The sequence below is a fragment of the Mariniblastus fucicola genome, from assembly GCF_008087665.1.
Lineage (GTDB): Bacteria > Planctomycetota > Planctomycetia > Pirellulales > Pirellulaceae > Mariniblastus > Mariniblastus fucicola.
Window position 1 is genome coordinate 4,710,041 of sequence record NZ_CP042912.1, and the last position, 25,040, is coordinate 4,735,080.

Sequence of the window (25,040 nt, forward strand, 5' to 3'; positions counted from 1 at the left end):
TAGATCTTACTCGTAATCTTCCATCGGAGGACAGCTGCAAACGAGATTTCGATCACCGTAGACGTTGTCGACGCGATTTACGGCCGGCCAGAACTTGGCCAGCTTCGTCGCGGCGGACGGATGGACGGCCTGGGATTTGGAGTAGGCCCGCTCCCAGTTGTCGTCGGTCAAATCGTCGACTGTGTGTGGGGCGTGATGCAGAACGCTGTCTTCAGCGGAAACCTTTCCGCTTTCGACTTCACGAATCTCGTCGCGGATCGAAATCAAAGCTTCGCAAAACCGATCAAGCTCCTCCAGCGATTCGCTTTCCGTTGGCTCAATCATGATCGTGCCCGCTACCGGCCAGCTCATCGTCGGAGCATGGAAACCGTAGTCCATCAAACGCTTGGCGATGTCGACTTCCGTGATTCCGGTCGCCTCGCTGATCGGGCGAATGTCGACAATGCACTCGTGAGCCACTCTGCCGTTTTGACCTTTGTAGAGCACCTCGTAGTGACCCTCGAGGCGTTTGGCGATGTAGTTCGCGTTGAGGATCGCAACCTGGGTTGCCTTTCGCAAACCTTCGCCGCCCATCATGCGGATGAACATCCAGGAGATCGGCAGGATCGAAGCCGAACCAAATTCCGCCGCGGAAACCGCGAACTTGGGCTCGTCCATTTGCACTTCGCCGTCAACGACGACGTGCTGTGAAAGAAACGGCGCCAGATGCGACTTCACCCCGATCGGTCCCATTCCTGGTCCACCGCCGCCGTGCGGAATGCAGAACGTTTTGTGCAAATTCAAATGCGACACGTCGGATCCAATTTTTCCCGGAGCGACCAAGCCGACCATCGCATTCATGTTGGCTCCGTCCATGTAGACCTGGCCACCGTGATCGTGAACCAGTTCGCAGGCTTCGCGAACCGTTTTCTCAAACACGCCATGCGTGCTCGGATAGGTAATCATCAGGCTCGACAAGTTCGCGCTGTGCTGTTCCGCTTTTGCTTTCAAGTCATCCAAATCGATGTTGCCGTTCTCGTCGGTTTTGACAACGACAACTTTCAGTCCCATCATCGTCGCACTGGCCGGATTGGTCCCGTGCGCCGAACTTGGGATCAGGCAAACATTGCGATGACCTTCGCCAAGCGATTCGTGATAGCGACGAATCGCCAACAGCCCAGCGTACTCGCCCTGGGCACCGGAGTTCGGCTGCATCGACATCGCGTCGTAGCCCGTCATCTCGATCAACCACGCTTCGAGTTGCGCGATCATGTTCCGGTAGCCTTCGGTATCCTGCATCGGCACAAACGGATGCATTTTGGAAAACTCGGCCCAGCTGACAGGGATCATTTCCGCGGTCGCGTTAAGCTTCATCGTGCACGAGCCCAGCGGAATCATACCGTGAGTCAGTGAAAAGTCCCGATTCTCAAGTCGCTTCAGGTAGCGAAGCATTTCGGTTTCGCTGTCGAATCGGTTGAAAATCTCGTGAGTTAAAAAGTCACTGGTCCGAGACAGCGAATCGGGAATCGCGTCTTCGTATTTCTGGATGACTTCGAGTTCGCAGTCTTCATCGACTTCAACGCCATCGAGCAAGTCCATCAGGAGGAAAACTTCATCGATCGAAGTCGACTCGTCGAGGCTAATCGAAATCGTATCCGGCGTCGGGTAGAAAAGATTGATCCCGGTTTGCTCCATCCGCTGCCGAATCGCGGCTTGCTCATCGCCACAGTGGATCACGACGGTGTCGAAAAAGTGATCGTGAACGACAGACAGAGTTTCAGACGACTCAATACCGCTGGCCAACAACTGAACCAAAAAGTGAATTCGACTGGCGATCGTCATCAGGCCTTCGGGGCCATGCCAAATTGCATAAAAGGCGGACATGTTCGCCAACAGCGCCTGAGCCGTGCAAATGTTCGATGTCGCTTTGTCGCGGCGAATGTGTTGCTCGCGGGTCTGCATCGCCATCCGCAACGCCATCTTGCCGCGTGAGTCTTTCGAGACGCCAATCACTCGACCCGGGACAGAACGTTTGAAATCATCGCGAGTCGCAAAGAAAGCCGCATGCGGACCGCCGAACCCCATCGGGACGCCGAATCGCTGGGCGCTTCCAACCACAACGTCAGCTCCCATTTCGCCGGGAGCTTTAAGAACGACCAGAGCCATCAAATCCGTTGCGACCGAGACCAGAGCGTTGTTCGCGTGAGCGGCTTCGATCAGCGGTTCGAGATCGATGACTTTTCCGGACGCACCCGGATACTGAAGCAGGGCTCCGAAGATTTCATGATCGCCAACGGTTTCGGCATCGCCAAAGATCAGCTCAATGCCCATGAACTGAGCCCGCGTTTTCAGCACGTCGATGGTCTGGGCGAACACATCGTTGGAAACGAAAAACTTGTTTGACTTGTTTTTTTTGTTAGCCCGTTTGCACAGAGCCATCGCTTCGGCCGCAGCGGTTGCTTCGTCGAGCAACGAGGCGTTGGCGAACTCCATGCCAGTGAGGTCGATCGTCATCTGTTGAAACGCGAGCAACGATTCGAGCCGCCCCTGAGCGATCTCTGGTTGGTAGGGCGTGTAGGCTGTGTACCAGCCAGGATTTTCCAGCACGTTTCGCAGGATCACGTTGGGCACGATCGTGCCGTAATAGCCTTGGCCGATGAAGGACCGCGATGGCATGTTCATTGACGCGGCGGAGTGTAATTCTTCGAGCGCATCGTGTTCACAGGTCGGGGTCGGCAGGATCGATTCGGACGGATCGAAAGCTGGATCGTTCTCCAACAGCAGATCTTCTGGAATCGTGGAAGCCGTCAGATCGTCAAGCGATGATGCTCCGACAGTTTCAAGCATGATTGGCAAATCGGAATCGCGCGGGCCAATGTGGCGGCGGATGAAATCACGCTTTTGCAGCAAGTCGTCCAGGGAAATTTCGTGCTCGTGGTCGTGAGTTTCAGGCTGATCTGCGATCGACATTTTTGTTCCAGAGTTTTCTTAACTGGTTGACTTGGAGAAGTTAGCTACAGCATTGCGTCGTTCGTTTAACGGAAAGCCGTAGGCGACTGTGCGACTGCATTTGGCAGTTCCAAACGCAGTCGCCTGTGGCTTGCCGTTAAACAAACAAGTGCCAACGGCCGCGCGGCTATTCGCTGCACTGCTTTTCGTAAGTTTCGAAGTCCATCAACTTCGACAATGAATCTTCGCTCGAAAGTTTTACTTTGATGATCCAACCCGCCGCGTATGGATCGTCGTTGAGCGTTTCAAGGTTGTCCGGCAGGTCGGTGTTGACGGCAATGATCTCGCCATCGACAGGACTGAACATATCGCTGGTCGCTTTGACCGATTCGACTTCTCCGAACGATTCGCCAGCGGTGACGGTATCGCCGACGTCAGGAAGATCCATGTAAACCAGGTCGGTGAGGGCTTCGACCGCGTGAGCCGAGATGCCGACAGTGGCAACTTTGTCGCCGCCTTCGTCCGCGACATTGGCCCACTCGTGAGATTCAGCAAACAGGTAGTTTTCAGGTTTCATCGTGTTACTCCGTTGGTAAGTATGTTCTGTTTTTCGCTTGCGACCCGTTCGTTTAACGGCAAGCCGTAGGCGACTTTGATTGGCTGATGACACGCAGTCGCCTGCGGCTTGCCGTTAAACGATCAGTCTCGTTTGTAAAACGGCAGCTGCACAACTTCGCCGTCGTGAAACTTGCCGCGGATGTCAAACTGGACTTTCGTTCCGGGCTCAGCGAACGCGGGATCGACGTAGCCCATCGAAATGGAATTCTGAACCGTCGGAGCAAACGCTCCACTGGTGACTTCGCCGACTACGTTGCCATCGACCACGACCGGACAGTTCTCACGGGCAGCACGTTTGCCCTTAAGCACAAAGCCGACTCGCTTCCGCAAACTCTCGTCTTTGCGAGCCGCCAGAATCGCAGATCGACCGATGAACTCACGATCTTTCACGTTGATCGCAAACTTCAGGTCCGCCTGAGCCGCGTTGATGTCTTCGGTAAGCTCGTGACCGTAGAGCGGCATGGCTGCTTCGAGCCGCAATGAATCGCGAGACGCCAACCCGGAAGCACCGCCTCCGACAGCTTTGCCAAGCTCGATCAACTGGCTCCAGATCGAAACCGCTGCGTCGCCGGGAACGATCAGCTCGCAGCCATCTTCGCCCGTATAGCCGGTTCGCGAAATGATGACTTCTGCGTCGCCGATCTTTGCAACGACGCCGGTATAATAAGAAAGTGTGTCCGGGTTCAAACTGGCGATTTTTGTCACCGCTTCGTTCGCCTTCGGACCTTGCACCGCGATCATGGCGGTGGACTCAGTCCGATCGTCGATTTCGATATCGCAGCCTTGAGGCAAGTTCGATTTCAGCCACTCAACAATTTTCGTTCGGTTGCTCGCATTGACGACCATCATGTAAAACGGCTGTTCGTCGGAATCGGCCAGGCGATAGACCAGCACGTCATCGAGAATGCAGCCGGCTTCGTTGGTCATCAGCGAATAGCGGATCTTGCCGGCGTCGATTCCGCTGACACGGCGAGTCGTCAGCGAATCAAGAAACGCTCCGACTTCCGAGCCGGAGAAATAAAGTCGGCCCATGTGCGAGACGTCGAACAGGCCGAAAGCGTTTCGCGTTTGATGGTGCTCTTCGACGATGCTGCCGTATTGAACCGGCATCGACCAGCCGGCAAAGTCAACCATTCGTCCACCATTTTCGACATGCCAAGAAGTGAGCGGCGTGGAGAGCAAATTGCTGGTTGAACTCACGGAAATTGTCCTTGCGTCTTCGTGGAGGCACGGATAACCGGCAGCTACATCGCCGGCCAAAAAATGACGGCGAAGTCTGTTGGTAATCCACGGCCCGGATTGTGTCCGAGCCAGGGCTGACTAAAAATGTAAAAGAACCAGTCTCAATTTTATTGTTTGATCCCGGCATTGGCAACGGTCTAAACGGCTTTGCTTCGCATTCCTGTCACGGATCGATTTCGTGAATGATCCGATATGGAAGACGCTCACAAATTCAGGACCAAATCGACCGACATCGACAACGTGTTGCCGCCTGTTTCGACATGGCCGGCAGAGAAGCTTCGTCGGTTCCGCTACACGGATCTCGAGGGGAATCGAGTGCCGTTAGAGCCTGCCGAGTTTGCTCATTTTGATCCGTGGCCGCTGCCGAAACCCGTTGATCGGGAGGGGTACGCAACCGAAGAGAACTCGGATCGCTATTGGGTTTCTGGTTTGGCGGATTGGCAAAATGTTAGCAGTGCGATGGATCGTTATCTGCAAAATCCGGGAAAGCTTCGCCTGTTGGATTTCGGCTGTGCTTCAGGCCGATTTCTGCGACACGCGTTGGCCCACGCGGGAGAGCACGCGAATCTTTGGGGCAGCGATCTGGCTCCAGCCAACGCGAACTGGATCAAGCGACATTTGCCCGCCGCGATTCGGTGCGAAGTCAATTCGACGGAGCCAAAGCTCTCTTTTGAAGACGGCAGCTTCGATGTGGTGACGGCGTTTTCGGTGTTCACGCATATCGATGAGCATGAAATCGATTGGCTGTTGGAACTCGGACGAACCGTGCGGCCTGGCGGGATTTTGTATCTAACGATCCACAACGATGCGACGTGGAAAAAAGTTGCAGATCGAACTGCGACACTGAAACAGTTTGAAAACCAGAATCGGTTTGATGACAATCAGCAGATCGACGCAGAGGCTCTGGCAGGTCCGCTACCGGAAGAGCGGATGGTATTTCGCAAGAATGAAGGCGATGTTTACTACTGCAATGTGTGGCACAGCGATGCATACATCCACCGCGAGTGGGGCCAGCATTTTGAGATCCTGCAAATCGCCGACAATGCTCACGGAAATTTCCAAACGCCGGTGATCATGCGAAAACGGTAGAAGGCGACATAGGCCTGGGTGGCATAGGCTTCCAGCCTGTGAACCGCTGAACCGCGTTAGCTCGTGGCGTCAAACACCCGCACCGAAGCCCAAGATTCCTTGTTGCGTTCGATGAACGTGATGTGATCGGCCATCTCCTGATAGGCGTCGTGCGCTTCTCGGCTCTCCAGAATCACGATCAAGGCAACGTGAAACTGGTCGTCGTTGACGGGTCGATCCAAATCCGGAATCCGAGCCCCCGCATGGAGGCTGATCAAGCCTTCTCCACTTGAAAGGTACTGGTAACAGTCATCGACGAGCTTTTGAATGTTCTCGTCGCTGGGATCTTTGAGGGTGAAGAATACGGAATGAGTCAGGTGACCTTTGGACATGGACGGAGCTTGCTATTGTTGATGTAGTAGAAAAAGTTGCGGCAGGGCACCGTAACTACGTATCGCGATCGGCTACGCAAGCCAGTCGGGCAAATCGCCGGCTTCCGGAAGCTGCAGCAAAATCGCGGACTCGATGCCATCCTTCTCCGTCACGCGAGCAAGTGCTTTTTCTGACGCACCCGAATCGAGATTCAACACACCAATCGCACTGCCACCGGCTTCTGTTCCCTGGCGACCGACTGCCATTTGAGCGATATTGACGTTCTCTTCGGACAGCACGCTGCCGACGTAGCCGATGATGCCCGGCACGTCCTGATGATGGAACACCAACAGGTTGCCGTCCATGAACGCTTCGGTGCGGTATTCGCCAAGTCGAATCAGACGCGGCATGTCTTTGCCGAAAACCGTGCCACTCGCAGAACAGGTTTTGCCATCGCCAGAAACGGTGGCCGTGATCTGGCTGCTGAACGTGCCGTAAGCCGTGCTCTCTTTACGAGAAAGCTCGATGCCGCGTTCGCGACACAGCAGTTCCGCGTTGATGATATTGGCTTCATCGGTAAAATTCCGGATCAGACCCGCACAAAACGCCGACACCAAAATACGCGTGTCTTTTTCAGCGATCTCGCCCTGGAATTCAAGCTCGCAGTTCTTCAGTCCGCCGCCATGCCATTGGCCCAGCAAAATACCGAGACGATAGGCGACGTCCGCGTAGGGCCGAACGGTCTTGAGCGCGTTCGGATCCAGTGTCGTGTTCACGGCCGATTGAATTTCACCGGTGACCAAATAGTTCACCAGCAAATCGACGGCTTCCACTGCGACACCGATTTGTGCTTCTTCGGTGCTGGCCCCAAGGTGCGGCGTGCAGAGCACGTTGTCCATTGCGAACAGCGGGCTGTCAGTGCAAGGTTCGTCGGGGTAAACGTCGAGAGCAACGCCACCGAGCTGCCCCGATTTCAGGCCTTCTTCCAAAGCGCCTTCGTCGTAGATCCCACCGCGAGCGCAGTTGATCAAGCGGGCTCCCTTTTTGATCCTGGCCACCTGTTCGGTGCTGATCAGGTTCGTCGTTTCGGGCGTCAGCGGAGTATGCACGGTCAGGTAATCGATCTCCGGCAGCATCTCGTCAACGGTGTCGACTTTCCTGATGCCCAACTCTTCGGCACGCTCACGAGACAGAAACGGATCGTAGCCGACGACTTCCATCCCAAACGCAGCGGCGCGAGCGGAGACTTCCTGTCCAATGCGACCAAGCCCAACGACTCCGAGCGTTTTGCCAAAGACTTGCGAGCCCTTGAATTTCTTGCGATCCCAGGCTCCGGCCTTCAGACTCGCATGGGCTGGAGCAAGTTTCCGCGAAAGCCCCAGCAGCAAGGCCATCGTGTGTTCGGCGGTGCTGACCGTGTTGCCGGCAGGCGTGTTCATAACGACGATGCCCAGCCGAGCCGCGGCGACTTTGTCGATGTTGTCCGTGCCGACGCCAGCGCGAACGATGGCTTTGAGTTGCGTGTTGCCTTCGAGTGACTCAGCCGTGATCTTGACGCCCGATCGGCAGACGGCTCCGTCGTATTCGGACAACGCCTGGCGAAGTTCTTCACCTGCGAGTTTGGTGCGGATGTCGTATTGAATGTTGGGAGCCGCGTCGAGTTTGGCGAGCCCTTCTTCGGCGAGGTCGTCCAGGACGATGACGCGATACGTTCCGTCGTTAGTTGCAGCGGGATTTTTTTCAGTTGCGACTGACATTAAACGATTCCGGTTGGTGGTGGTGTATGTTTTGTGGTGGCGTTCAACGCCGGGACTGCATCTAACGTGGTGGCGGCTTCCAGCCGTCGCAGTTTGCATGAAACAATCTGCCCATCCTTCAGCCATGCGGCGGCTGGAAGCCGCCACTACGACCATCGACCTACGCTTTGGCCGCGTAATCTTTCATGAAACTCGCAAGAGCTTCCACGCCTTCGACAGGCATCGCATTGTACAACGAAGCACGAATCCCGCCGACGCTGCGATGTCCTTTAAGCGTCGTCATTCCCGCGTCAGCCGCTTTGGCGACAAAGTCCGCGTCTTGCTCTGGCGTCGGCAGCTTGAAGACAACATTCATGATCGAACGATCGGCAACGTCGGCCGCATGGCCTGTGTAGAATCCTTCGCTTGAGTCGATAATGTCGTAGATCATTTTCGACTTGGCAACATTCTGCTTCTCCATCGCCTCAAGTCCGCCAATCTCTTCCTCCAGCCACTTGCAAACCAGGCCGGTAACATAGATTCCGAATGACGGTGGTGTGTTGAATCGCGAACCGCCCGCAGAATGTTTTGCGTAGCTGAGATAGCTCGGCAAGTCGCCGCTGCGTTCGACCAGATCTTTGCGAACGACGACGACCGTGACTCCCGCCACGCCAGCGTTCTTTTGAGCACAAGCGTAGAACAACCCGTACTTTGAAACGTCGACAGGGCGACAAAGAATGTCAGATGACATGTCGGCGACGATCGGCACGTCGCCTGTTTCAGGCAACTGTGCAAACTGAACTCCCTGAATCGTTTCGTTGGAAGTCAGATGCACATAGGCCGCGTCCGATGTCAGCGAAAGTTCAGACTGCTGCGGGATTCGGTTGTAGTTTGAGTCCGCGGCATCAAAGGCCACGTTCAGGTTCCCATAGTGCCGAACTTCTCCAGCACTTTTCTTGCCCCACGAACCGGTTTGAATGTAGTCCGCGGTTTGGCTGGAGTCAGTGATCAGGTTCGCGGGGATCATGACGTTTTGCAGTGCACCGCCGCCTTGCAGGAACAGCACTTCGTAGTCGTCCGGAATATTCATCACGCGTCGAATGCGAGCGTCCGCGTCTTCGATGACTTTGTCGAAGTCTTTGCTGCGATGGCTGATTTCGAGCACGCTACTGCCAACGCCGGGCAGCGAAAGCATCTCGTCGCGAATCTGTTCGAGGACGGGAACCGGCAGAACCGCGGGGCCTGCTGAAAAATTGTAAACGCGTGAAACGGTGGTGGTCATTGAGCGTCCAGTGTGTGGCCAAATTGTCGCGAAGCTGTTCTGACGCAGGCCAGAACGATTGGGCAATGGTTGGATCGCAGGAGGCATAAAATGTTCGCCGCGAAACGATTGCTTTTGCCCGAAAGTTTACCGCTTGGGCGAATATTTAAAAGTACTTGACGCTAACGCCCATCACGCGACCTGTGTTTGCAGAATGAAGGCAACTAAGCCCCGATTGCAAGTTGAGCTTTTGAATTACCGATGTGGCGGGCTTTTGCTACGATGTGAAGTTTTCTGCCCTCGCTTCGATCCACCATGGCCAAAATCCGGACTTTTATTGCCGTCTACGCTTCACAAAAAATCAACAGCAACGTCGCCCGACTGATTGAGCGGTTCGGTGCGTTTTCTCGAGAGGTGAACTGGATCCCGGAAGACAATCTGCACCTGACGTTGAATTTTGTCGGTGAGATTAACGATCGTGAGGTTCCAGAGTTCTGTTCGGACGCTGCGGAATTTATCTCGCAGTTCGAACCGTTTGATTTGGTGCTTGGCGGACTGGACGGTTTTCCTTCTTTGGAAAATCCAAAAACGATCTGGATTGGCGCTGAAGAAGGCGGTGATGAGATGGCTTTGATTTCGCGTGAGATCACCAAGTTTCTTCGTGACTGGAGTCTGGGGAAGTCACGTTTTGAATTCGCGCCGCATATGACGATCGGACGTGTCAAAAAAGGCACGAACTTTCCGCCGGAGTTGGCGACGCTGTTGCATCGACATCGAAATCACGACGCAGGCTCGTGTCATATCGATCGCGTGAAAATCTGTTCAAGCACGTTCGAAGGCGGTAGACCGCAGTACGCTTCGATGGCCACGATTGAACTGGAAGGGTAACGGACCTGTCGGACCTAGATCATGTATTCCATGTCAGGTTTAGCCGAAGAGGAACAGTGCATCGTATTGAGCGCCAAACCGCCCACGATGCTCAACGCATTCGCCACGCCCAATCGCCTCGCGACTTCCGCGGCTTTGCCGCTACGCTTTCCGCTGCGACACAGAAACAGAACTTTCTGATCCGAATTGCCAACGGTTTTCATGAGCTCCGGCAGAAAGTCGCTCAACCTGGTGAGGGGAACATTGCGCGGCACTTCCCGAAAACCAAGCTCGCTCCAACTTTGCTCAAACGCAAACTCGTGCGGCTCGCGAACATCGATGATCAAAGCCTCTGAGTCAGATTCCAGGATCGTTCGCAAGCCAGCTTGATCCAACAGCAACGAATTCGAACTATCGTTGTCCCTGCGAATCAAACCGCAAACCAGTTCCGAATTGCTTTCATCCGCAATCCCCGCGTCAATTCCAGGCTTGGCGTCCTTGAAGTCTGTCAGCGACATTGGCGAAACCGGATCAACGATCGAACGTAGAAAATCGTTCTCTGCAATTTCTGCGTCGAGCGTCGTCGCGAACTCATTGTGGTAGTCGTGAGTCGGACAGATCAGAGTCTGGTTTCCAATCAGCATTGGCAAACGCTGCAGCGATTCGTGCATCCTGTCCGCGGAACTACAAGGGAAATCAGTGCGTCCGATTCCGCCCATCAGAATCATGTCACCGGTGAAAGCAAACTTGATGTTTGCCGCCGGCAGTCGCTCACCATCGAGCGTCCCCACGAAATATGCGACTCCAATCATCGTGTGCCCCGGCAAATCGGTTTTGGCAATCACCAATTCATCCGAAAGTCGCATCCACTGAGCCGTTGTTCCGTCGCCGAGCAAACATTCGCCGTCAGCGTTTTGTGGCCAACCAAGCAAATCATCGGTTGCGGCTGAATCGGCAGCGAACTGACTGAGCGCACCGAGTAATTCTTTCCGGCATGATTCGTGATCGACATGAGCATGAGTATCGAGCACTGCGACGACTTTACTTTTCTGACATCGCACCAATGCCTCAATTCGCTCCGCCATCTCTTCAAACGGATCAATCACGACACAACGACGTGATGCCGAATCCATCAACAACCACGAACAGTTCGAACCGCTTTTAAGCTGAATCAGTCCGTTCAGATTCTGACTGGCAAGGGCATCCGCATCGGTGGCGACAACCAAACAGGAATCACAGAGTGCTTGTCCGACTTGTGCGATCCGCTCACAGGCCGCAGTGATTTGACTGTCGGTTGCCACGGCCCCGAACGACATCCGAATCGCACCGCGAGACTGCCAGGGCTCAACTCCCATCGCGTCGAGCACATAGGAATTGACGGCCGCGGACCCGCAAGCCGATCCGGAACTGACGCGCACGCCGGCCGCATCAAACAGGTCCAACAATTCTTTGCTGGGAAAGCCTTTGACGGCAAAGTTGATCGTGCAGGGCACGGAATGCTCAAACGGAGCATTGAAAACGATCGTCGGAAACGCACTTTTGAGCGCGTCCACCAATCGCTGGCGATAGCTTCGCAGTACGCTTTCATCAGCGAAGGATCGCGACGGCGAATCCGCCAGCAACTGCAACACGGCGCCAATCGCCGCGACCCCCGGCAAGTTTTCGGTACCGCCACGGGCGCCCTGTTCCTGACCTCCGCCAGCCATCAACGGAACCAGAGCAGCGGACTCGCGTGCGTACAATAAACCGATGCCTTTGGGTGCAAAGATCTTGTGTCCGCTGGCCGTGGCGTAGTCGATCGTCGTCTTTGAGAAATCCAGCTCCGTTTTCCCGATCGCCTGAACGCAATCCACCAGCCAGGCGACTTCCGAATTGGCACCGCGAATTCGCGATTCAACTTCCTCCAGATCGCAAACCACACCCGTTTCGTTGTTGACTGCCATCGTGCAAATCAAGTCAGCGCGCGACGCGTTTTGCTCGATGAAGTCCAGGTCCAGCATCCCATTTTTGTCGACCGGAATTTCGACGACTTCCGCGTTTACGTTCAGCAACTGTTTCCAGTGTCGAATCGCTTGCGGCACGGCTTTGTGTTCCGTCGCACCATACATCAGGATTCGATTCTCGGCCGGTCGTTTCCCCTGACTCTGCTGCTCCCGAGCGTTGCAGAGCGCCGACAGCACCGCCATCTGAATCGCCTCGGTGGCGCCACTGGTGAAAACAATCTGGCCCGTTTCGGCGCCAAGAATTTTGCGAGCGAGTTGCCGCGTCGATTCGAGAATGTTACGAGCCCGCAGTCCCGAGCTATGGGAACTGCTGGGGTTCCCGTAGAGTTCTTCCATCACGTCGCGCGCCGCTTTGGCTGCTTGCGGAAGGACTTGCGTCGTCGCGTTGGCGTCGAGATAAATTTCTGAACTGGTTCGAACGATCATCCTGTCCCTTTGCCGCATCCGAAGAAGAAGTGCCGCTGCACGACTTAAAGTCTATCTTCAAAACACATTTGTAGAAGTCAGGAATTGACAGCGCACAGCAAAGGCCCGCGCTTTTTAGAAACACGAGCCCTGTAATTCAGAATTGGACCAAAGTTTTGGGTATGCCGTCGTTCAGCATGCACGGCGTCTTGCAAGCCCCAACAACACGGCGCCTGCGAGGATGAACATCCCCGACCCCGGTTCTGGCACTGCGTTGAAACCGGTAACGGAGAATTCGTTTAAGGCAAACTGGTCGCGGGAGCCCGAACCTGCCAGATCTTCGCCAGTGATACGGATGAATACCTGTTGGCCGTTAGCGATCGATACCGGAAGCTCGAAAAGTCCTCCGACTGACTGTAGCTGCCACTCTGGGGCAATGTCTGCTGTTTCTTCAGAATCGATGCTGAAGAAAGGAACGTAGAACGCATCAAAATCCAACAGCGATGCTTCGAACGTCCACCGAGTGGAACGGTCGGCGTCGTTGAAAAAGAAAGCGTCCGCTTGAACGTCGAGATAGTTGAGATCAACCCCAGTGTCGTTTGACAACCGAATCGTCACGGCGCCAGAATTGAAGTCACTTCCTGTCGGCTGGACTCCGGCAGCAAAGTCTCCGGGCGCGACTTCGAAGGAGTAAATCCCTCCGGTCGAAACGGCTCCGGTAGCAGTTCCTCTGGCGAAGTCACCACTATCGTGTGTGCCGCCGAAACTTCCGTCGCCATCGCTCAAACCTGTCACACGATATGTGTTGGAATCCAGTTGGCCTGCGGAAGGCGTGGGCGAGAAACCAGTCCCTGTGAAACTGTTAAAGTCTTCCGTCACAGCGACGCCGTCAACGGCCAGGCTGATGTCTGCGGTCGCAATTTCGGCAGCACCGACGAATAGAGAAACGGACATGAGCCCGATCAAAAAAGGACGCTTTTTCACAGGAGACTCTCGGGAGAAATAAAGTGGCAGCCATGGAGAATGATCCAGCCTAGTTCCTCCGAATTCGTTTCTCAACCGCCTCTTTGGCCAAAGTTTCGACACGAGTTGAGTAGCGGAACCGCACAGCAATACCGGTAGTCAATTGAATTTGCTGGCACGGACAACCTGAGATCTTTATGCATTTTTGTTGTCCACCGGGACCTAACGTGTCCACGGGCTTGCCAATACTACTCTTGCAAGGCACTTGAAAACCCATCCTGCGAGCCATAAGGTAACGGGTCGCAACCTCAGCTGGCGTTTTGTGTGTCGTGCGTTTCCTGAAACTCACGTGTTCCCTAAAAGGTCTATTTCCATGGTTGCTACCAAATCTCCTGCCAAGAACGGTTCCGATAAAAAGAAAACGGCCGCCGCAAAAGCCGCTTCGACTGCTCAAACCGTTGTTCAAGACAAGGCAATTTCCTCATCCAAAATAACGGACTCCACGATGGCAAAAACGAAAACCCCGGCGAAGACCCCGGCGAAGAAAGATAAGGCGACCAAGAAGAAAGCTGAAGTTGCTGCGGTCGATAAAATCTACGAAGAAAACGAAACGCTCCGCACAGCCGTGCAACAGATCGAAGCCCAGTTCGGAACCGGCTCGATCATGACGCTCAACGGCGACAACGTCAAAAAGATCCGTGGCGTTTCAACAGGCTCGTTGTCACTCGACATGGCCCTCGGCGGAAGCGGACTGCCTTGCGGACGGATCATCGAAGTCTACGGTCCGGAATCAAGTGGTAAGACAACGCTGGCTCTGCACGCCGTTGCTCAGGCTCAAAAGAAAGGTGGTATCGCGGCGATCGTCGACGCGGAACACGCTTTCGATCCAACCTGGGCGAAGAAGCTTGGCGTGTCGCTCGATACGCTGCTCGTTTCACAACCCAGCAGCGGTGAAGAGGCGATGCAAATCGTGGAGATGCTGGTCAAGTCCAACGCTGTCGACGTGATCATCGTTGACTCCGTTGCGGCTCTGGTTCCCAAGAAAGAACTCGAAGGCGAAATCGGTGACTCGCACGTCGGGCTTCAGGCTCGTCTGATGAGCCAGTCGATGCGAAAGCTGACCGGTGCGATTGCTCGCAGCAAAACTTGTACGATCTTCATCAACCAGATCCGTGAAAAGATCGGCGTTATGTTCGGCAGCCCGGAAACGACTCCCGGTGGTCGCGCGTTGAAGTTCTACTCTTCGGTTCGTATCGACGTCCGTCGCATTGGTGCATTGAAAGACGGCGACGTGCAGGTGGGCCAGCGAGTCAAAGCAAAAATTGTCAAGAACAAAGTTGCTCCTCCGTTTCGCATCGCCGAGTTCGACATGATGCACGACTGCGGAATCAGTTACGAAGGCGACGTGCTGGATTTGGGCAAGGCTCACAAGATCGTTCAACAAAGCGGTGCCTGGTTCAAATACGGCGGCACGCACATCGGTCAGGGCAAAGAGAAAGCTCGTAACTTCCTCAAAGAAAACCCGGATGTTTGCGAAGAGATCAGAGCGAAAATCATGGAAGCCGGCGGCTACACCGAAGACTTCGCATCGTTCTCTGAAGAGGAAGCAGAAACCAAAGCATAGAACGGTGGCATAGGCTTCCAGCCTGTGTTCATCGCGATGCATAAAAAGCCAACCGGCAGAAAATTGACCAACGAGCGGCATTGAGAGCAGACCTCTCTTCCACTGCAACAACGCAGATCCGCTATCCGTCGAAAACCCCGCGAGCATTCCTGTTCGCGGGATTTTTTTGTGACTGTCGCAGTCTTAGCAACAAGTCCGCAGCCTGCAAAATTTTCCGTTTTAACCGCACGGAATAATCAGGCCGATCTGCCAGAAACTTTTGCACGATGGCTGCGGAGGACTTTGACTGATGACCGCCGAGCGTGCTGACCAGCCATCGCTTTGGAAAGAAAATATCGCCCGTGGTTTGGATCTCTTCCAACAATTCAAGGCTGGGCAAAATGTACTTTTCTGATTCGGCGGCACGCAGCGGATGATGCAAGTAATCGAGTGCCTCCAAAGCCCACCGTTCCGGACGTCGGTTGGCAACGTCTTTCAACGTTTCGAAAAATGCATCCCGTTTCGCCACGTCGGGGGAAAGAGCAGGCATCACGAACGCAAAACGCTTCTTGCGATCTTCGTTTTCCAACCGCTCCAACTGCGTCGCCAAAATTTCATCCGACTTTTGCGGCATTCGAATCGCCAACTCGTAAGCCAGCGTCATATAGTCGGATTCGGAAAGTGGGATGCCGGCGACATCGGATTCGTTCTTCCAAATATCGTACAGCCGATCCACCGTATGGCCCGTCGTTGCGACGCCAACCAGTGATTTGTACCACGCCGAACGAGCGTCCTTTTCGGCATCTTCGTTATCGATCAAGGTCCACAGCGCCGATTCCAGCGACGGCGCAAACTGAACCCGCTGTTCCGATGAGAGCAGCTTCCAGAAAACGGTTTGCGTTTGCGAGAGGATATTTTGGCGATTCAGCGGTTCCGATTCATTCTTGATTCCTGACAGCAAAGCGGTCATGTATTCGACAGGCGAAATCTCTTGCGTTTCGATCCCGCGAATCAGTGATTCGTAAAGCGTGATCCAGGCCGCGCCGCGAGTGACCTCATCGGAGATGGTGTGAATGTTCTGCAACAGCCAGGATTTGCTTTTCGCGTCGAGTCGAAAGTAGCCGTAGCCCAACTCCGATCCATTGACCAGAAAAAAGTCATAGTCGCCGGCGGATTCTGGAAGTGAAATCTCTGTCGACTCACCCTCGATCATGGCTCGCGTTTCGAAAACCACTTCTCCATCTTTGAGGACCTTGACGTCGACTTGCTGAGCCCAAAATCCGTCTTGCGGTGTCTTCTTCGTTTGACGAATCGTAAGGAAGCGGCGGTTGGCATCTTCGCCGGCCTCGCTCGCCAGCTCGGGCGTGCCAGATTCCTTGACCCACGAATCGCTCCATTGCTTTAAATCGAGTTCGGAATCGCGATCCAGAATCTCAATCAGGTCATCCCAAACCGCGTTGTCGTAGCGGAATTTGTTGAGGTATTCCCGCAATCCGTTTCGCATTTCTTTCTGGCCGATCATGGCTTCAAGTTGTCGCATCACAATCGGGGCTTTCTCGTAAATGATGCGTCCGTAGAGCGTCCCGGCGTTGCGGAGGTTGCCAAGTTTTTGCTGAATCGGATACGTTCCGCCGGTGCGATCTTCGCTGTAGGCACTCGGGTGGTGCCGAATCATGAAACCAAGGTCGTGGTTGATGTCGGTGAAACTGGGATGCACGATCTTGGCGGCCATGAAGTTGGCGAAGACTTCTTTCAGCCATACGTCGTCGAACCATTTCATCGTGACAAGGTTTCCGAACCACATGTGAGCCGTTTCGTGAGCGATCAAGCTGGCACGGCGAAGCTTCTGCTTCTTCGTCGCCGTTTCGTCCAGAAACATTTGGTCGGCGTTGTAAAAGATGCTGCCAATGTGCTCCATGCCGCCATATTGAAACGAGGGGATCACCACGAAGTCAAATTTCTCGAATGGATATTCGATCTGTGTGTAGTCTTCCATCCAGTCGAGTGCGATTTCGTGCATCGTAAAAATCGCGTCAACGTTGCGTTCGAATTTTTCCTGATCCGATTCGCGATGGTACATCGTCACGGGCCGGCCGCTGATCGTGCGCGTGACAGACTGGAATTCGCCCGCAGCAAAAGCGAACAGGTAAGTGCTGATTGGTTTCGTTTGGCGGAACGAAATCGTGTTACCGGTTTGGCTTTCTATAGCGCCGTTGGCACAAGCCGTCCAGCCGTCAGGCAATTCCAGTTCGAGTTTAAATTTTGCTTTCAAGTCTGGCTGGTCGAAGCAGGGAAAGACCGTCGAAGCCCGATCGGGAACCAGTAGCGTATAGAGAAAGTCATCGTTGCGGTTGAGCGATTGGTCACCGGCGACAAACGGGATCGTGACTTCGTTTCGGCCGACCGCCAGCGTCTCAACTGGCATGATGACATGGCCATTGTCGATCGTAAGCTCTGAACGAATGTCTGTTGCGTTTGGGGAATTAAAATCCAGCACAACGCTCCGGCTTGCGTCCGACAGATCGAAGCGAACAGTGACCGAGGCCGGGATTGGTCCAGATCTACCAAGCGTAAACTTCAGGTCGTATTCAACGTTCGAAATCGTCTCGGCTCGATGAGTTGCGAGGGCGAGCGAAACGCCACGTTCGAGTTCTTGAGCGCTCATAACATGGGGACCAACGAGCATCAGGAAAAGGAGAAAAACGATGGAGCACTTCATGATTTTGACTCGAGCAGAACGACTCAACGATAAAACATTAACGATCTACAGAACGCTGTAGCAATAGACGGAAACGATCGCCACGCCAATTAAATTTAGCATCAAACCTTCACGCACCATTTCATTGACCGAGATTCTTTCCGATCCGAACACGATCGCATTTGGCGGCGTGGCAACGGGCAGCATAAACGCAAAACTCGCACTAATCGTCGCCGGGATCATCAAGACGCGCGGATCAATCTCATTCGACAACGCGACCGCCGCGAGGATCGGCATCAGCAACGTTGCCGTCGCCGTGTTGCTCGTCAGCTCAGTCAAAAAGGTGACTGAGAAACAGATCAGCAGCACCAGTATCAAAACCGGAACGCTGCCAAGACCTTCAAACGAGGATCCCAAAAGTGCACTCAATCCCGACGACCCGAAGGCTTTGGCGATGCAAATTCCGCCTGCGAAAAGGATCAAAATTCCCCATGGAATCGTTCTCGCCGTTTCCCAATCCAGCAAACGCAACGCGCCACCGTCTTCAGCTTTTTTACCGGACGGAAAGACGAACATTACTCCCGCCCCCAGCAAAGCGATCGCCGCATCGTTGGCGCCAGTCAGCCCCGTCAGTTCGCTCCAGCCACCGAATGGTTGCTGCCGGGTTACCCAAAGCAACGCCGTAACCGCGAAAATGCTCAGCACGCGAATCTCTTCACTGCGCCACTGGCCAACTTCGGGCAGCACGACCGAAACCTCGGACTTGATCGATCGAGTTAACCACAACCATGCGATCGGAAGCATCATTGCCGCGATCGGCAGGGCAAACAGCATCCAACCCAAAAAAGTAAACTGCTCTCCGGTCTGTAACTTGTAGACTTCCATGAACACGAGGTTGGGCGGAGTCCCGATTGGCGTCGCGATGCCTCCGATGCTGGCCGCGTAGGCGACTCCGAACAACAACGCTTTCTGAAATCGGGAATTGGAGCTCTGGTCGACGACCGCCATCACGATCGGCAGCAGCATCAACGTCGTTGCCGCATTGGAGATCCACATGCTCAGCACCGCCGATGCAGCCATGAAGCCCAACACCAACCGCCTGCCGCTGGAAGCTCCGCACAGGTTGACCATCATCAACGCAATTCTGCGATGGGCGCCACTGTGCTCCATGGCAGCCGACAACAGAAAGCCACCGAACATCAGTTGCACCAACGGGCTGCCGTAAGCCAAGGCGGCGTCTTTGGCGTCAATAATTCCCAGCAGCGGAAATATTGACAGCGGAATCAGCGAAGTCGCCGGAATCGAAATCGGCTCGGTGACCCACCACCAGGCAACCAAACACGTCACCGCAGCGGTGATGGAAACTGGCCAACCCAATTGACACAGAAAGAGGATGCAAAATAGAGCCGTCGCGACTGCGGGGCCAATGAAAATGTGTAGGTCGCGTTTCATCCCATGATTGTACGTCGGAACGCGACCGGACACAGCATGCATGCAAAATAGTGGTTGGGTGGTCTCCATGAATCCGCAAAGCACACGGAGTAAAACAGCAGGTGGGACGGATGCAATCGCAGTCTGTGCCACCCCAGCGTCAATGAAAGATTTCCTTTTCGTGCATCACCGTTTTGATTTTCTGTTCAGCTTTGGCATCCTCCAGCGTCTTCGCTCCTTCGCCACGCTGAGCAAAAATTGCGTCGCCGGGACTGACATGCTCGTTCCAGTGCTTTTGAAAAACAGAAACTGCGGATTTGTTTTTGCACAACGCGTCGGGAACGGCGTGCAGCCTGGCTAAAACGTTTTTCGATTTCACAAAGTACTTTCCAATGATGCCGGGCAGAATGCGGGACAGAAACGTTTGCTCTCGTTCGTCAACGCTTCGTGGAATCATGTAGCGAGGACGATCAAGCGGCCCCAAAATCTGCTTCATCGCGTTGGAGAAAATCTGGCTGTCTTCCAGCGTCGCGTTTTGCAAGAAAACTCGAACGTAGTTGCCCACCAACTGCCCGGTCGCCAGGGAACCGCTGGGCTGTACAAGTTTAAGTTCCGTGAGGCTTGCCAAAACTGCGTTGCCGATGGCTTCCGTCAATGAGCCACTGGTCCACGCGTCTGTTGAATTGGAGAAGGGCGGAAACCCTCCGGGCGAACCTGGCATTTTCAGTTCGATTGCCGAAACAGCCTCGCCACGAAACGGTTCGCCAATCTTCCACGTTTCGCGCACGCCATCGCGATTGCGGCTCCGCTCAAGCATTTCCGCGTTGATCACAGAAACGGATTTTTCGATGCCTTCCGGTTTGATTTCGGTGAAAGCCGGGTGGACGTGGCCAACTCCTTTTTCGATCGCACTGTCGTCGGTCACGCCGAACAGGTTTTTGTGTTTGTCGCAAAACCGGCGATAGTCGTCGAAGCCCTTGTTGAATTCCGAGGCGACGCAAACGACGTCCCAATTGTTCGCCAGTTTCTCTTTCCAGCCAGGATCCAGTCGAAACGAGCGGCCGCGAAGCTGATTGATGCTCATCGAAGTAGTGACCGTTGTCAGGTCGATCAACACGTTGATTCGATTCGCATCCCAGCCTTCGCCCAGCAAACCGCGCGTCCCGACAAGGCACTGGGTCAGCCCGCGTTGAAAGTGCTCGGTGATCATCTCAACATAGACTCGTGGCGACCAATCGCGACCGCTTCCGCTGATTTGACGAAAGTCGGCCACGACGCTGGACGTCAATTCGACTTGTAGCTCTCGTTCGGCCAGCCACGCCTGACTCTGCTGCAAAAACTCGGCTTCGATTTCGTCATCGATCAAAATCGTGGAACCAGTCAGCAGAATCGGCTCGAGCGAGTCCGTTTTTTCATCGGAAAGCAGAACTTTGAAAGCTGCAATCGCTCCACCGGTTTCCTCGTCCATCAAATCGCGCAGCTCGGTGCTGACGGCAGATGTTTTCTCAAAGTCCGCGATCACGACGGCGCGAATCGAGTCGCCAAGGTTGTCGATTTCCTGTCGCAAGATTGGCACGATTGCGTTGGCTTTATTTTTCGACCACGCCATCACACGCCCGACCGGCGAAACGCAAGCGCGGCTTCCCGTTTCGGTAATTTGCGTGCCAAGCAACCGTAGACTTTCGGTCAACTGCGTGGCTCGATCATGACAAACAGACAACGGCGAGCGTCTGAGATAGTGACGCACGTAACGATCGAGCACCGGCACGATGTACTCCATGCCCGGAACCGATTCGTGGCTGTCGAGGGCCGGCAACTCGGGCACGTTTTCCGGCAGCGGTTGATTTCGGCTGGCAAGAAATTGGCGTGACGCGAGAGAGAATTGCGGATCACGTTTTGAGAAACTTTTCCAGTCCGACATCTCTCCGGTCGGCAAACGCAGGCTTTCGAGAGTCACGCCAAGCCATTGAATCAACCCCAGCGGTTGTTCCGCATCGCTTTCAATCTCGGCTTTGTGTCCGACGTTTTCAGCTTCATCGACATCGACGTCAGTGGAGCTACTTTTCGGTGCAACGCAGACTTCTTCGATCAGCCCTTCCAACTGTCGATCGACCGAAGCAACAAATTTTAATTCTTCGTCCGTCGGTCGCACGAACCAAGCCAAATCCTGATACGGAGCCAGGAACCCGTCTTTCACGACCGCCGGAACCGGAACCTGAAAATCGACTTCGCCAAAGAATTTCTCGTAGCGTTGCACATCGCGAGCGTCTTTGCCGCTCGTATCTGGAGGCGTCGCTGTCAAACCGATGACGACCGGATGGCTAAGAATTTCCAGCGCATCGGACAGGACTCGGCCCCAGTGCCCCAACAAATGATGGCACTCGTCAAGAATCAGAACGCCAACGCCTTGATCGGCCAACCGTTGCAATGTGGCTTGCGAGGATGGGTGCAGTAGCGAAACGGATTCGCCAGACATCGATGCTTCGTCACGGATCTTTTTGCGATAGCTGCCGAAGCGTTTTCGAAAGTAATCCTCATTGTGCGTTCGCAGATCATCAATCCAGACGTTCGCCTCACCGACGTCCATGGCTTGACCTTCTTCGATCAGCGTTTGAGCCCACAGTTCGATGGCCTGTTCGTCGATCAGGTCATTTTTCCGGGCAGGCATCGTGACAGACTGATACGTCAACGACGTTAGCAGCGAAGGCGACTGCGGATCGGTCGACACCATTTCGTCGGAACTCAAGTCGCACTTAAACAGATCCGTTCGCGCCGCCCACTGGGATTGAATTGCGGAATTCGGCGAGAGCACCAGGCAACGTTGCTGAATCAGCTCCGCCCACAACCACAGCCCCAAAACGGTCTTTCCCGAACCTGGCGGCGCGACGATGTGCAGTTGCTTTTGCCCTGTCGCCAATTGGCGTCGAGCGATCTCAACGACTTCGGCCTGGGACGGGCGAAGGTTGCCCTTGAAAGAAATTTTGGGAAACGTTGCGATGGAAGCGACTCACTATCGAGGGTACACACTTCAATCGAGCGAGCTTACTTGTCTTCGTCGACTTCTGAAATCGCAGCCAACAGTGCTTCGAATTCGTCTTTGCAACAGGGACAATTTTCCAGGTGCGACTGAACGAGCTTCATGGATTCACAAAGTCCCATGCCGGCCAACTTCGTTTCCACGAACTGAGCGACGTACCCGAAGCAGCGATCACAATCGAGCGAATCATCGCTGGAATTTGCGACCACCTTGAGCAGCGTCTGAATTTGTTCTTTGGAAAGTGTCATGATTGATTCAGCTGGAAATGGCGTGCATCAGGTCGGATTCGGAAAAGTTCGCTGACAAAAAGCCTTTTTTCAGGCGTTGTCGGGCGTCGTGGAATAGCTTGTACACCGCGTTGCGGTTACTGTCCGTTCGACTGGCGATTTCTTCTACCGGCATTCCGCCAAGCAACGCACGGACGACCGTTCGCTGCTTTTCCGTTAACTCGTTTTCAATTAGCTCCTGAAGTTTTTGAAGTATCGCTTCTCGATCCAGCCCATCCTCAGGACTTCCCTGAGTCAAATCGGCTGGATCAAACTTTAACCCATCCTCGGTGACCGCGTCGAGCGAAACGTCTTTGAAGTGACGTCGCCGGAAAGCACTGATCCCGGTGCGAATCGCAATCGACATCGCCCACGTTGTGAATTTGCTTCGGCCCTCAAATGTGTCTTTCTTGTCCAGAATCTTGATGATCGAATCCTGGGCAATGTCTTCGCAAAACTCGGCGGTGGCTCCTTTTGATGCCAGCGCAGCCTTTAACCCACGGACGAGGTAGGCGCGCAACTCTTCCACAGCCTGCTCGCGCTCAGGATGGTCGGCATCGAGCCAGTCCACCCAGCTAGTTCCTTCGGGTTTGGTTTGCATTATGATTTTGCGTCATTGATTCCGTAACGCCCTCACGGTATCGATAGGACGCCAAGATTAAAATGGGTCTTACTTCCTCCAGCCACTTTTTTCCGGGTTCCTCGCGAATGGCAGATCTGAATTTGCAAGAACTTGAACAAATCGACGGCGTTGGCAGCGTATTCCACAGGCCTTCGATGACTTCGACCAGCGATATTGCCAGGGAAAGGCTCCTGTCGAATCCTCAGATCGCGCTACCGATGTTGACGATTTGCGATCAACAAACAGCCGGTCGGGGCCAGCCAGGCAAGTCGTGGCTGTCGGACGGGCAAAGTTTGACCTTTACGTTGAGCATCGCCGCCAGTGAGATTCCTGAGCCCAATCGTTCATGGCTGAGCTTGATCGCGGGAGTCAGTGTTTGCGAATCGCTAGACGCGTTGGACGTGACAGGTTCGAAACTCAAGTGGCCAAACGACGTTTTGATTGACCGCAAGAAAGTCTGCGGAATCCTGGTCGAAAAAATTTCGGCATCGAATGGACAGTGCTTCCTTATCGGCATCGGTATCAACGTGAATCAGACGCCGGAAGAGATCGAAGCGTTAAAAAACTCAGACGCAAAGTTTCCGCCTGGAAGTTTACGAGGGCAGGGCAGTGAGCCAATCGATGTTCATGCGTTGTTGAAGACAGTTGTCGAGCGTCTGCACCGGAACGTGATGTCAGAATCAAATTGGCCAGAGAGTTATCAGGCGCGGATGGATTTCATCGGCGAGCAGATTGAGTTCGTTCCGCCGGGCGGCGAAACGATCACCGGAGTTCTGGCTGGCGTCGATCCCTGTGGCCGAATTTGCTTTGAGGTCGAAGGGAAACGCTTGGCTTTCGCATCAGGGCGGTGGCTGTAGCGTTTCAGTGCCGCAAACGTTTCCAGCATCAATTCCGGGACCACCAGTTGGCGATCCAGGATCCACTTATTTGCTGTTCAAGTTCAGCTGCCAACTGACTCCAAACTTGTCGCTTGTCCAACCGAACTGTTCGCTGAATCCATAATTGTTCACCGGCATCATGACTTTGCCGTCCCTGGAAAGCAGTTCAAACTTCTTCTTCAATCCTTCCAGGCTTTCGCATTCGACGAAAAAGGAAAACGAGGGAGTAAAATCGAAATCGTGCACGGGTGGACTGTCGATGCACATCACTTTCTGGCCCGCGATCTCAATCGTCGCCAATTGCACGGTGCCTTCCTTTCCAGATTCTCCGGCCTTGTACTTGTTCATGCTCACGACCTTCAAATCCGGGAACACGGTTTTGTAGAACTCGATCGCCGCGTCGGCTTTGCCCACAAACATCAGAAACGGAGTCACCGTTCCTTTGGTGGGAAACGTCAACGGCGTTTCCTGTTTGACAAACTTGCTGGTCATGAAAGTTTCCCACTGACCATCGTCGCCCATCATTTGCGAAACCGACGCAATCTCGGTTTCCGATTTGAATTCGTAGATGTCGCGATACTTTCGTTTCTTTGTCGCATCGTTCCAGTCCGGGCCTTTCGAACCAAGCGTCAGCTTCGTTCCCGTTTCGTCAACCGAACCGGACAGCTTCCACGTGTAATTGCTCGACGAGTCCACCCAGGAACCGAAGTACAGTTCCTTTTCCGCGTCGTAGCCAACTGTTTGCAGAGCTTCGAAGTTCATCGGACCAATTTTGCCGACTTGCTTGCTGACCACCCATTGGCTGCCGATGGCTCGCGAAGTCATCACGACGTTGTGCGAAACCTTTTCTGAATCGCTTTCTTTGGCTTCAACATTCCATGTGCCTTCGAACTGCTTGAGGAACTCAAAACCGGACTTCGCTGCCTCCGCTGCTCCTTTGGTCTCCTGCGCAACGCAGGACACTGTCAGCAACATTACGAAAAATGGTATCGCGACAAAAATCTTCATGATCGACTCCGAAATCTTTGGTTTCAATCATCGT

At 54.2% G+C, this 25,040-nt stretch carries 18 protein-coding genes; 4 read left to right on the forward strand and 14 right to left on the reverse strand.

Features of this window, described 5'->3' with window-relative positions:
* Positions 1-6 precede the first annotated feature (6 nt).
* The 3 genes from gcvP to gcvT form a co-directional block, all read right to left on the reverse strand.
* Positions 7-2,949, reverse strand: coding sequence for an aminomethyl-transferring glycine dehydrogenase (gcvP, locus tag MFFC18_RS17465; RefSeq protein ID WP_075083067.1), 2,943 nt, complete (start codon positions 2,947-2,949; stop codon positions 7-9).
* 166 nt (positions 2,950-3,115) lie between these two features.
* A complete protein-coding gene (gene gcvH, locus MFFC18_RS17470; protein ID WP_075083066.1) occupies positions 3,116-3,505 on the reverse strand; it encodes a glycine cleavage system protein GcvH in 390 nt (129 codons plus the stop codon).
* Positions 3,506-3,627: 122 nt separating this feature from the next.
* The gene (gcvT, locus tag MFFC18_RS17475; RefSeq protein WP_084416902.1) at positions 3,628-4,746 is read right to left on the reverse strand and encodes a glycine cleavage system aminomethyltransferase GcvT; all 1,119 of its coding nucleotides are present in this window, start codon (positions 4,744-4,746) and stop codon (positions 3,628-3,630) included.
* 234 nt (positions 4,747-4,980) lie between these two features.
* Here gcvT and MFFC18_RS17480 point away from each other — a divergent pair, with 234 nt between their 5' ends.
* Entirely contained in the window at positions 4,981-5,877 is an 897-nt protein-coding gene (locus tag MFFC18_RS17480; protein WP_075083065.1) for a class I SAM-dependent methyltransferase, read from the forward strand.
* Positions 5,878-5,933: 56 nt separating this feature from the next.
* Here MFFC18_RS17480 and MFFC18_RS17485 read toward each other — a convergent pair whose 3' ends face one another.
* The 3 genes from MFFC18_RS17485 to serC form a co-directional block, all read right to left on the reverse strand.
* Complete coding sequence (locus MFFC18_RS17485) at positions 5,934-6,248, reverse strand: Dabb family protein (RefSeq protein ID WP_075083064.1); 315 nt, start codon at positions 6,246-6,248, stop codon at positions 5,934-5,936.
* Positions 6,249-6,320: 72 nt separating this feature from the next.
* Complete coding sequence (gene serA / locus MFFC18_RS17490; protein WP_075083112.1) at positions 6,321-7,985, reverse strand: phosphoglycerate dehydrogenase; 1,665 nt, start codon at positions 7,983-7,985, stop codon at positions 6,321-6,323.
* Positions 7,986-8,145: 160 nt separating this feature from the next.
* The gene (gene serC, locus MFFC18_RS17495) at positions 8,146-9,246 is read right to left on the reverse strand and encodes a 3-phosphoserine/phosphohydroxythreonine transaminase (RefSeq protein ID WP_075083111.1); all 1,101 of its coding nucleotides are present in this window, start codon (positions 9,244-9,246) and stop codon (positions 8,146-8,148) included.
* Positions 9,247-9,540: 294 nt separating this feature from the next.
* Between serC and thpR the strand changes: the two genes are divergently transcribed.
* Positions 9,541-10,113, forward strand: a complete 573-nt coding sequence (gene thpR, locus MFFC18_RS17500) for an RNA 2',3'-cyclic phosphodiesterase (RefSeq protein ID WP_075083063.1) — start codon at positions 9,541-9,543, stop codon at positions 10,111-10,113.
* 14 nt (positions 10,114-10,127) lie between these two features.
* Here the strand turns inward: thpR and MFFC18_RS17505 are convergent, their stop codons facing one another.
* Both MFFC18_RS17505 and MFFC18_RS17510 read right to left on the reverse strand, forming a co-directional pair.
* Complete coding sequence (locus tag MFFC18_RS17505; RefSeq protein WP_075083062.1) at positions 10,128-12,521, reverse strand: aminotransferase class V-fold PLP-dependent enzyme; 2,394 nt, start codon at positions 12,519-12,521, stop codon at positions 10,128-10,130.
* 171 nt (positions 12,522-12,692) lie between these two features.
* A complete protein-coding gene (locus tag MFFC18_RS17510) occupies positions 12,693-13,484 on the reverse strand; it encodes a PEP-CTERM sorting domain-containing protein (protein WP_148618956.1) in 792 nt (263 codons plus the stop codon).
* A gap of 484 nt (positions 13,485-13,968) precedes the next feature.
* Between MFFC18_RS17510 and recA the strand changes: the two genes are divergently transcribed.
* Positions 13,969-15,087, forward strand: a complete 1,119-nt coding sequence (gene recA, locus MFFC18_RS17515; RefSeq protein ID WP_084416909.1) for a recombinase RecA — start codon at positions 13,969-13,971, stop codon at positions 15,085-15,087.
* Positions 15,088-15,208: 121 nt separating this feature from the next.
* Here the strand turns inward: recA and MFFC18_RS17520 are convergent, their stop codons facing one another.
* From MFFC18_RS17520 to MFFC18_RS17540, 5 genes are all read right to left on the reverse strand, one after another.
* Complete coding sequence (locus tag MFFC18_RS17520; protein ID WP_157665069.1) at positions 15,209-17,731, reverse strand: M1 family metallopeptidase; 2,523 nt, start codon at positions 17,729-17,731, stop codon at positions 15,209-15,211.
* 99 nt (positions 17,732-17,830) lie between these two features.
* Positions 17,831-19,216, reverse strand: coding sequence for an SLC13 family permease (locus tag MFFC18_RS17525; protein WP_075083109.1), 1,386 nt, complete (start codon positions 19,214-19,216; stop codon positions 17,831-17,833).
* Between the two features lie 139 nt (positions 19,217-19,355).
* Positions 19,356-22,193: a DEAD/DEAH box helicase family protein gene (locus MFFC18_RS17530; protein WP_075083059.1), complete on the reverse strand. Its 2,838-nt coding sequence runs from the start codon at positions 22,191-22,193 to the stop codon at positions 19,356-19,358.
* Between the two features lie 44 nt (positions 22,194-22,237).
* Positions 22,238-22,480 carry a hypothetical protein gene (locus tag MFFC18_RS17535; protein WP_075083058.1) on the reverse strand — a complete coding sequence of 81 codons (243 nt, stop codon included), beginning with the start codon at positions 22,478-22,480 and terminating at the stop codon, positions 22,238-22,240.
* Between the two features lie 7 nt (positions 22,481-22,487).
* Entirely contained in the window at positions 22,488-23,099 is a 612-nt protein-coding gene (locus tag MFFC18_RS17540; protein WP_075083057.1) for an RNA polymerase sigma factor, read from the reverse strand.
* 107 nt (positions 23,100-23,206) lie between these two features.
* On the opposite strand from MFFC18_RS17540, the gene MFFC18_RS17545 reads away from it, so the two are divergent.
* A complete protein-coding gene (locus MFFC18_RS17545) occupies positions 23,207-23,977 on the forward strand; it encodes a biotin--[acetyl-CoA-carboxylase] ligase (RefSeq protein WP_075083056.1) in 771 nt (256 codons plus the stop codon).
* 66 nt (positions 23,978-24,043) lie between these two features.
* Here the strand turns inward: MFFC18_RS17545 and MFFC18_RS25050 are convergent, their stop codons facing one another.
* Positions 24,044-25,006, reverse strand: a complete 963-nt coding sequence (locus MFFC18_RS25050; protein ID WP_157665068.1) for a DUF1579 family protein — start codon at positions 25,004-25,006, stop codon at positions 24,044-24,046.
* Positions 25,007-25,040 lie beyond the last annotated feature (34 nt).

Coding starts and splice junctions, on each gene's coding strand:
- MFFC18_RS17520 (WP_157665069.1), bottom strand. CDS start 17,731: ATGAGCGCTCAAGAACTCGAACGTGGCGTTTCGCTCGCCCTCGCAACT.
- MFFC18_RS17535 (WP_075083058.1), bottom strand. CDS start 22,480: ATGACACTTTCCAAAGAACAAATTCAGACGCTGCTCAAGGTGGTCGCA.
- MFFC18_RS17480 (WP_075083065.1), top strand. CDS start 4,981: ATGGAAGACGCTCACAAATTCAGGACCAAATCGACCGACATCGACAAC.
- MFFC18_RS17525 (WP_075083109.1), bottom strand. CDS start 19,216: ATGAAACGCGACCTACACATTTTCATTGGCCCCGCAGTCGCGACGGCT.
- MFFC18_RS25050 (WP_157665068.1), bottom strand. CDS start 25,006: ATGAAGATTTTTGTCGCGATACCATTTTTCGTAATGTTGCTGACAGTG.
- MFFC18_RS17545 (WP_075083056.1), top strand. CDS start 23,207: ATGGCAGATCTGAATTTGCAAGAACTTGAACAAATCGACGGCGTTGGC.
- MFFC18_RS17540 (WP_075083057.1), bottom strand. CDS start 23,099: ATGCAAACCAAACCCGAAGGAACTAGCTGGGTGGACTGGCTCGATGCC.
- MFFC18_RS17485 (WP_075083064.1), bottom strand. CDS start 6,248: ATGTCCAAAGGTCACCTGACTCATTCCGTATTCTTCACCCTCAAAGAT.
- MFFC18_RS17505 (WP_075083062.1), bottom strand. CDS start 12,521: ATGATCGTTCGAACCAGTTCAGAAATTTATCTCGACGCCAACGCGACG.
- recA (WP_084416909.1), top strand. CDS start 13,969: ATGGCAAAAACGAAAACCCCGGCGAAGACCCCGGCGAAGAAAGATAAG.
- gcvH (WP_075083066.1), bottom strand. CDS start 3,505: ATGAAACCTGAAAACTACCTGTTTGCTGAATCTCACGAGTGGGCCAAT.
- thpR (WP_075083063.1), top strand. CDS start 9,541: ATGGCCAAAATCCGGACTTTTATTGCCGTCTACGCTTCACAAAAAATC.
- serC (WP_075083111.1), bottom strand. CDS start 9,246: ATGACCACCACCGTTTCACGCGTTTACAATTTTTCAGCAGGCCCCGCG.
- serA (WP_075083112.1), bottom strand. CDS start 7,985: ATGTCAGTCGCAACTGAAAAAAATCCCGCTGCAACTAACGACGGAACG.
- gcvP (WP_075083067.1), bottom strand. CDS start 2,949: ATGTCGATCGCAGATCAGCCTGAAACTCACGACCACGAGCACGAAATT.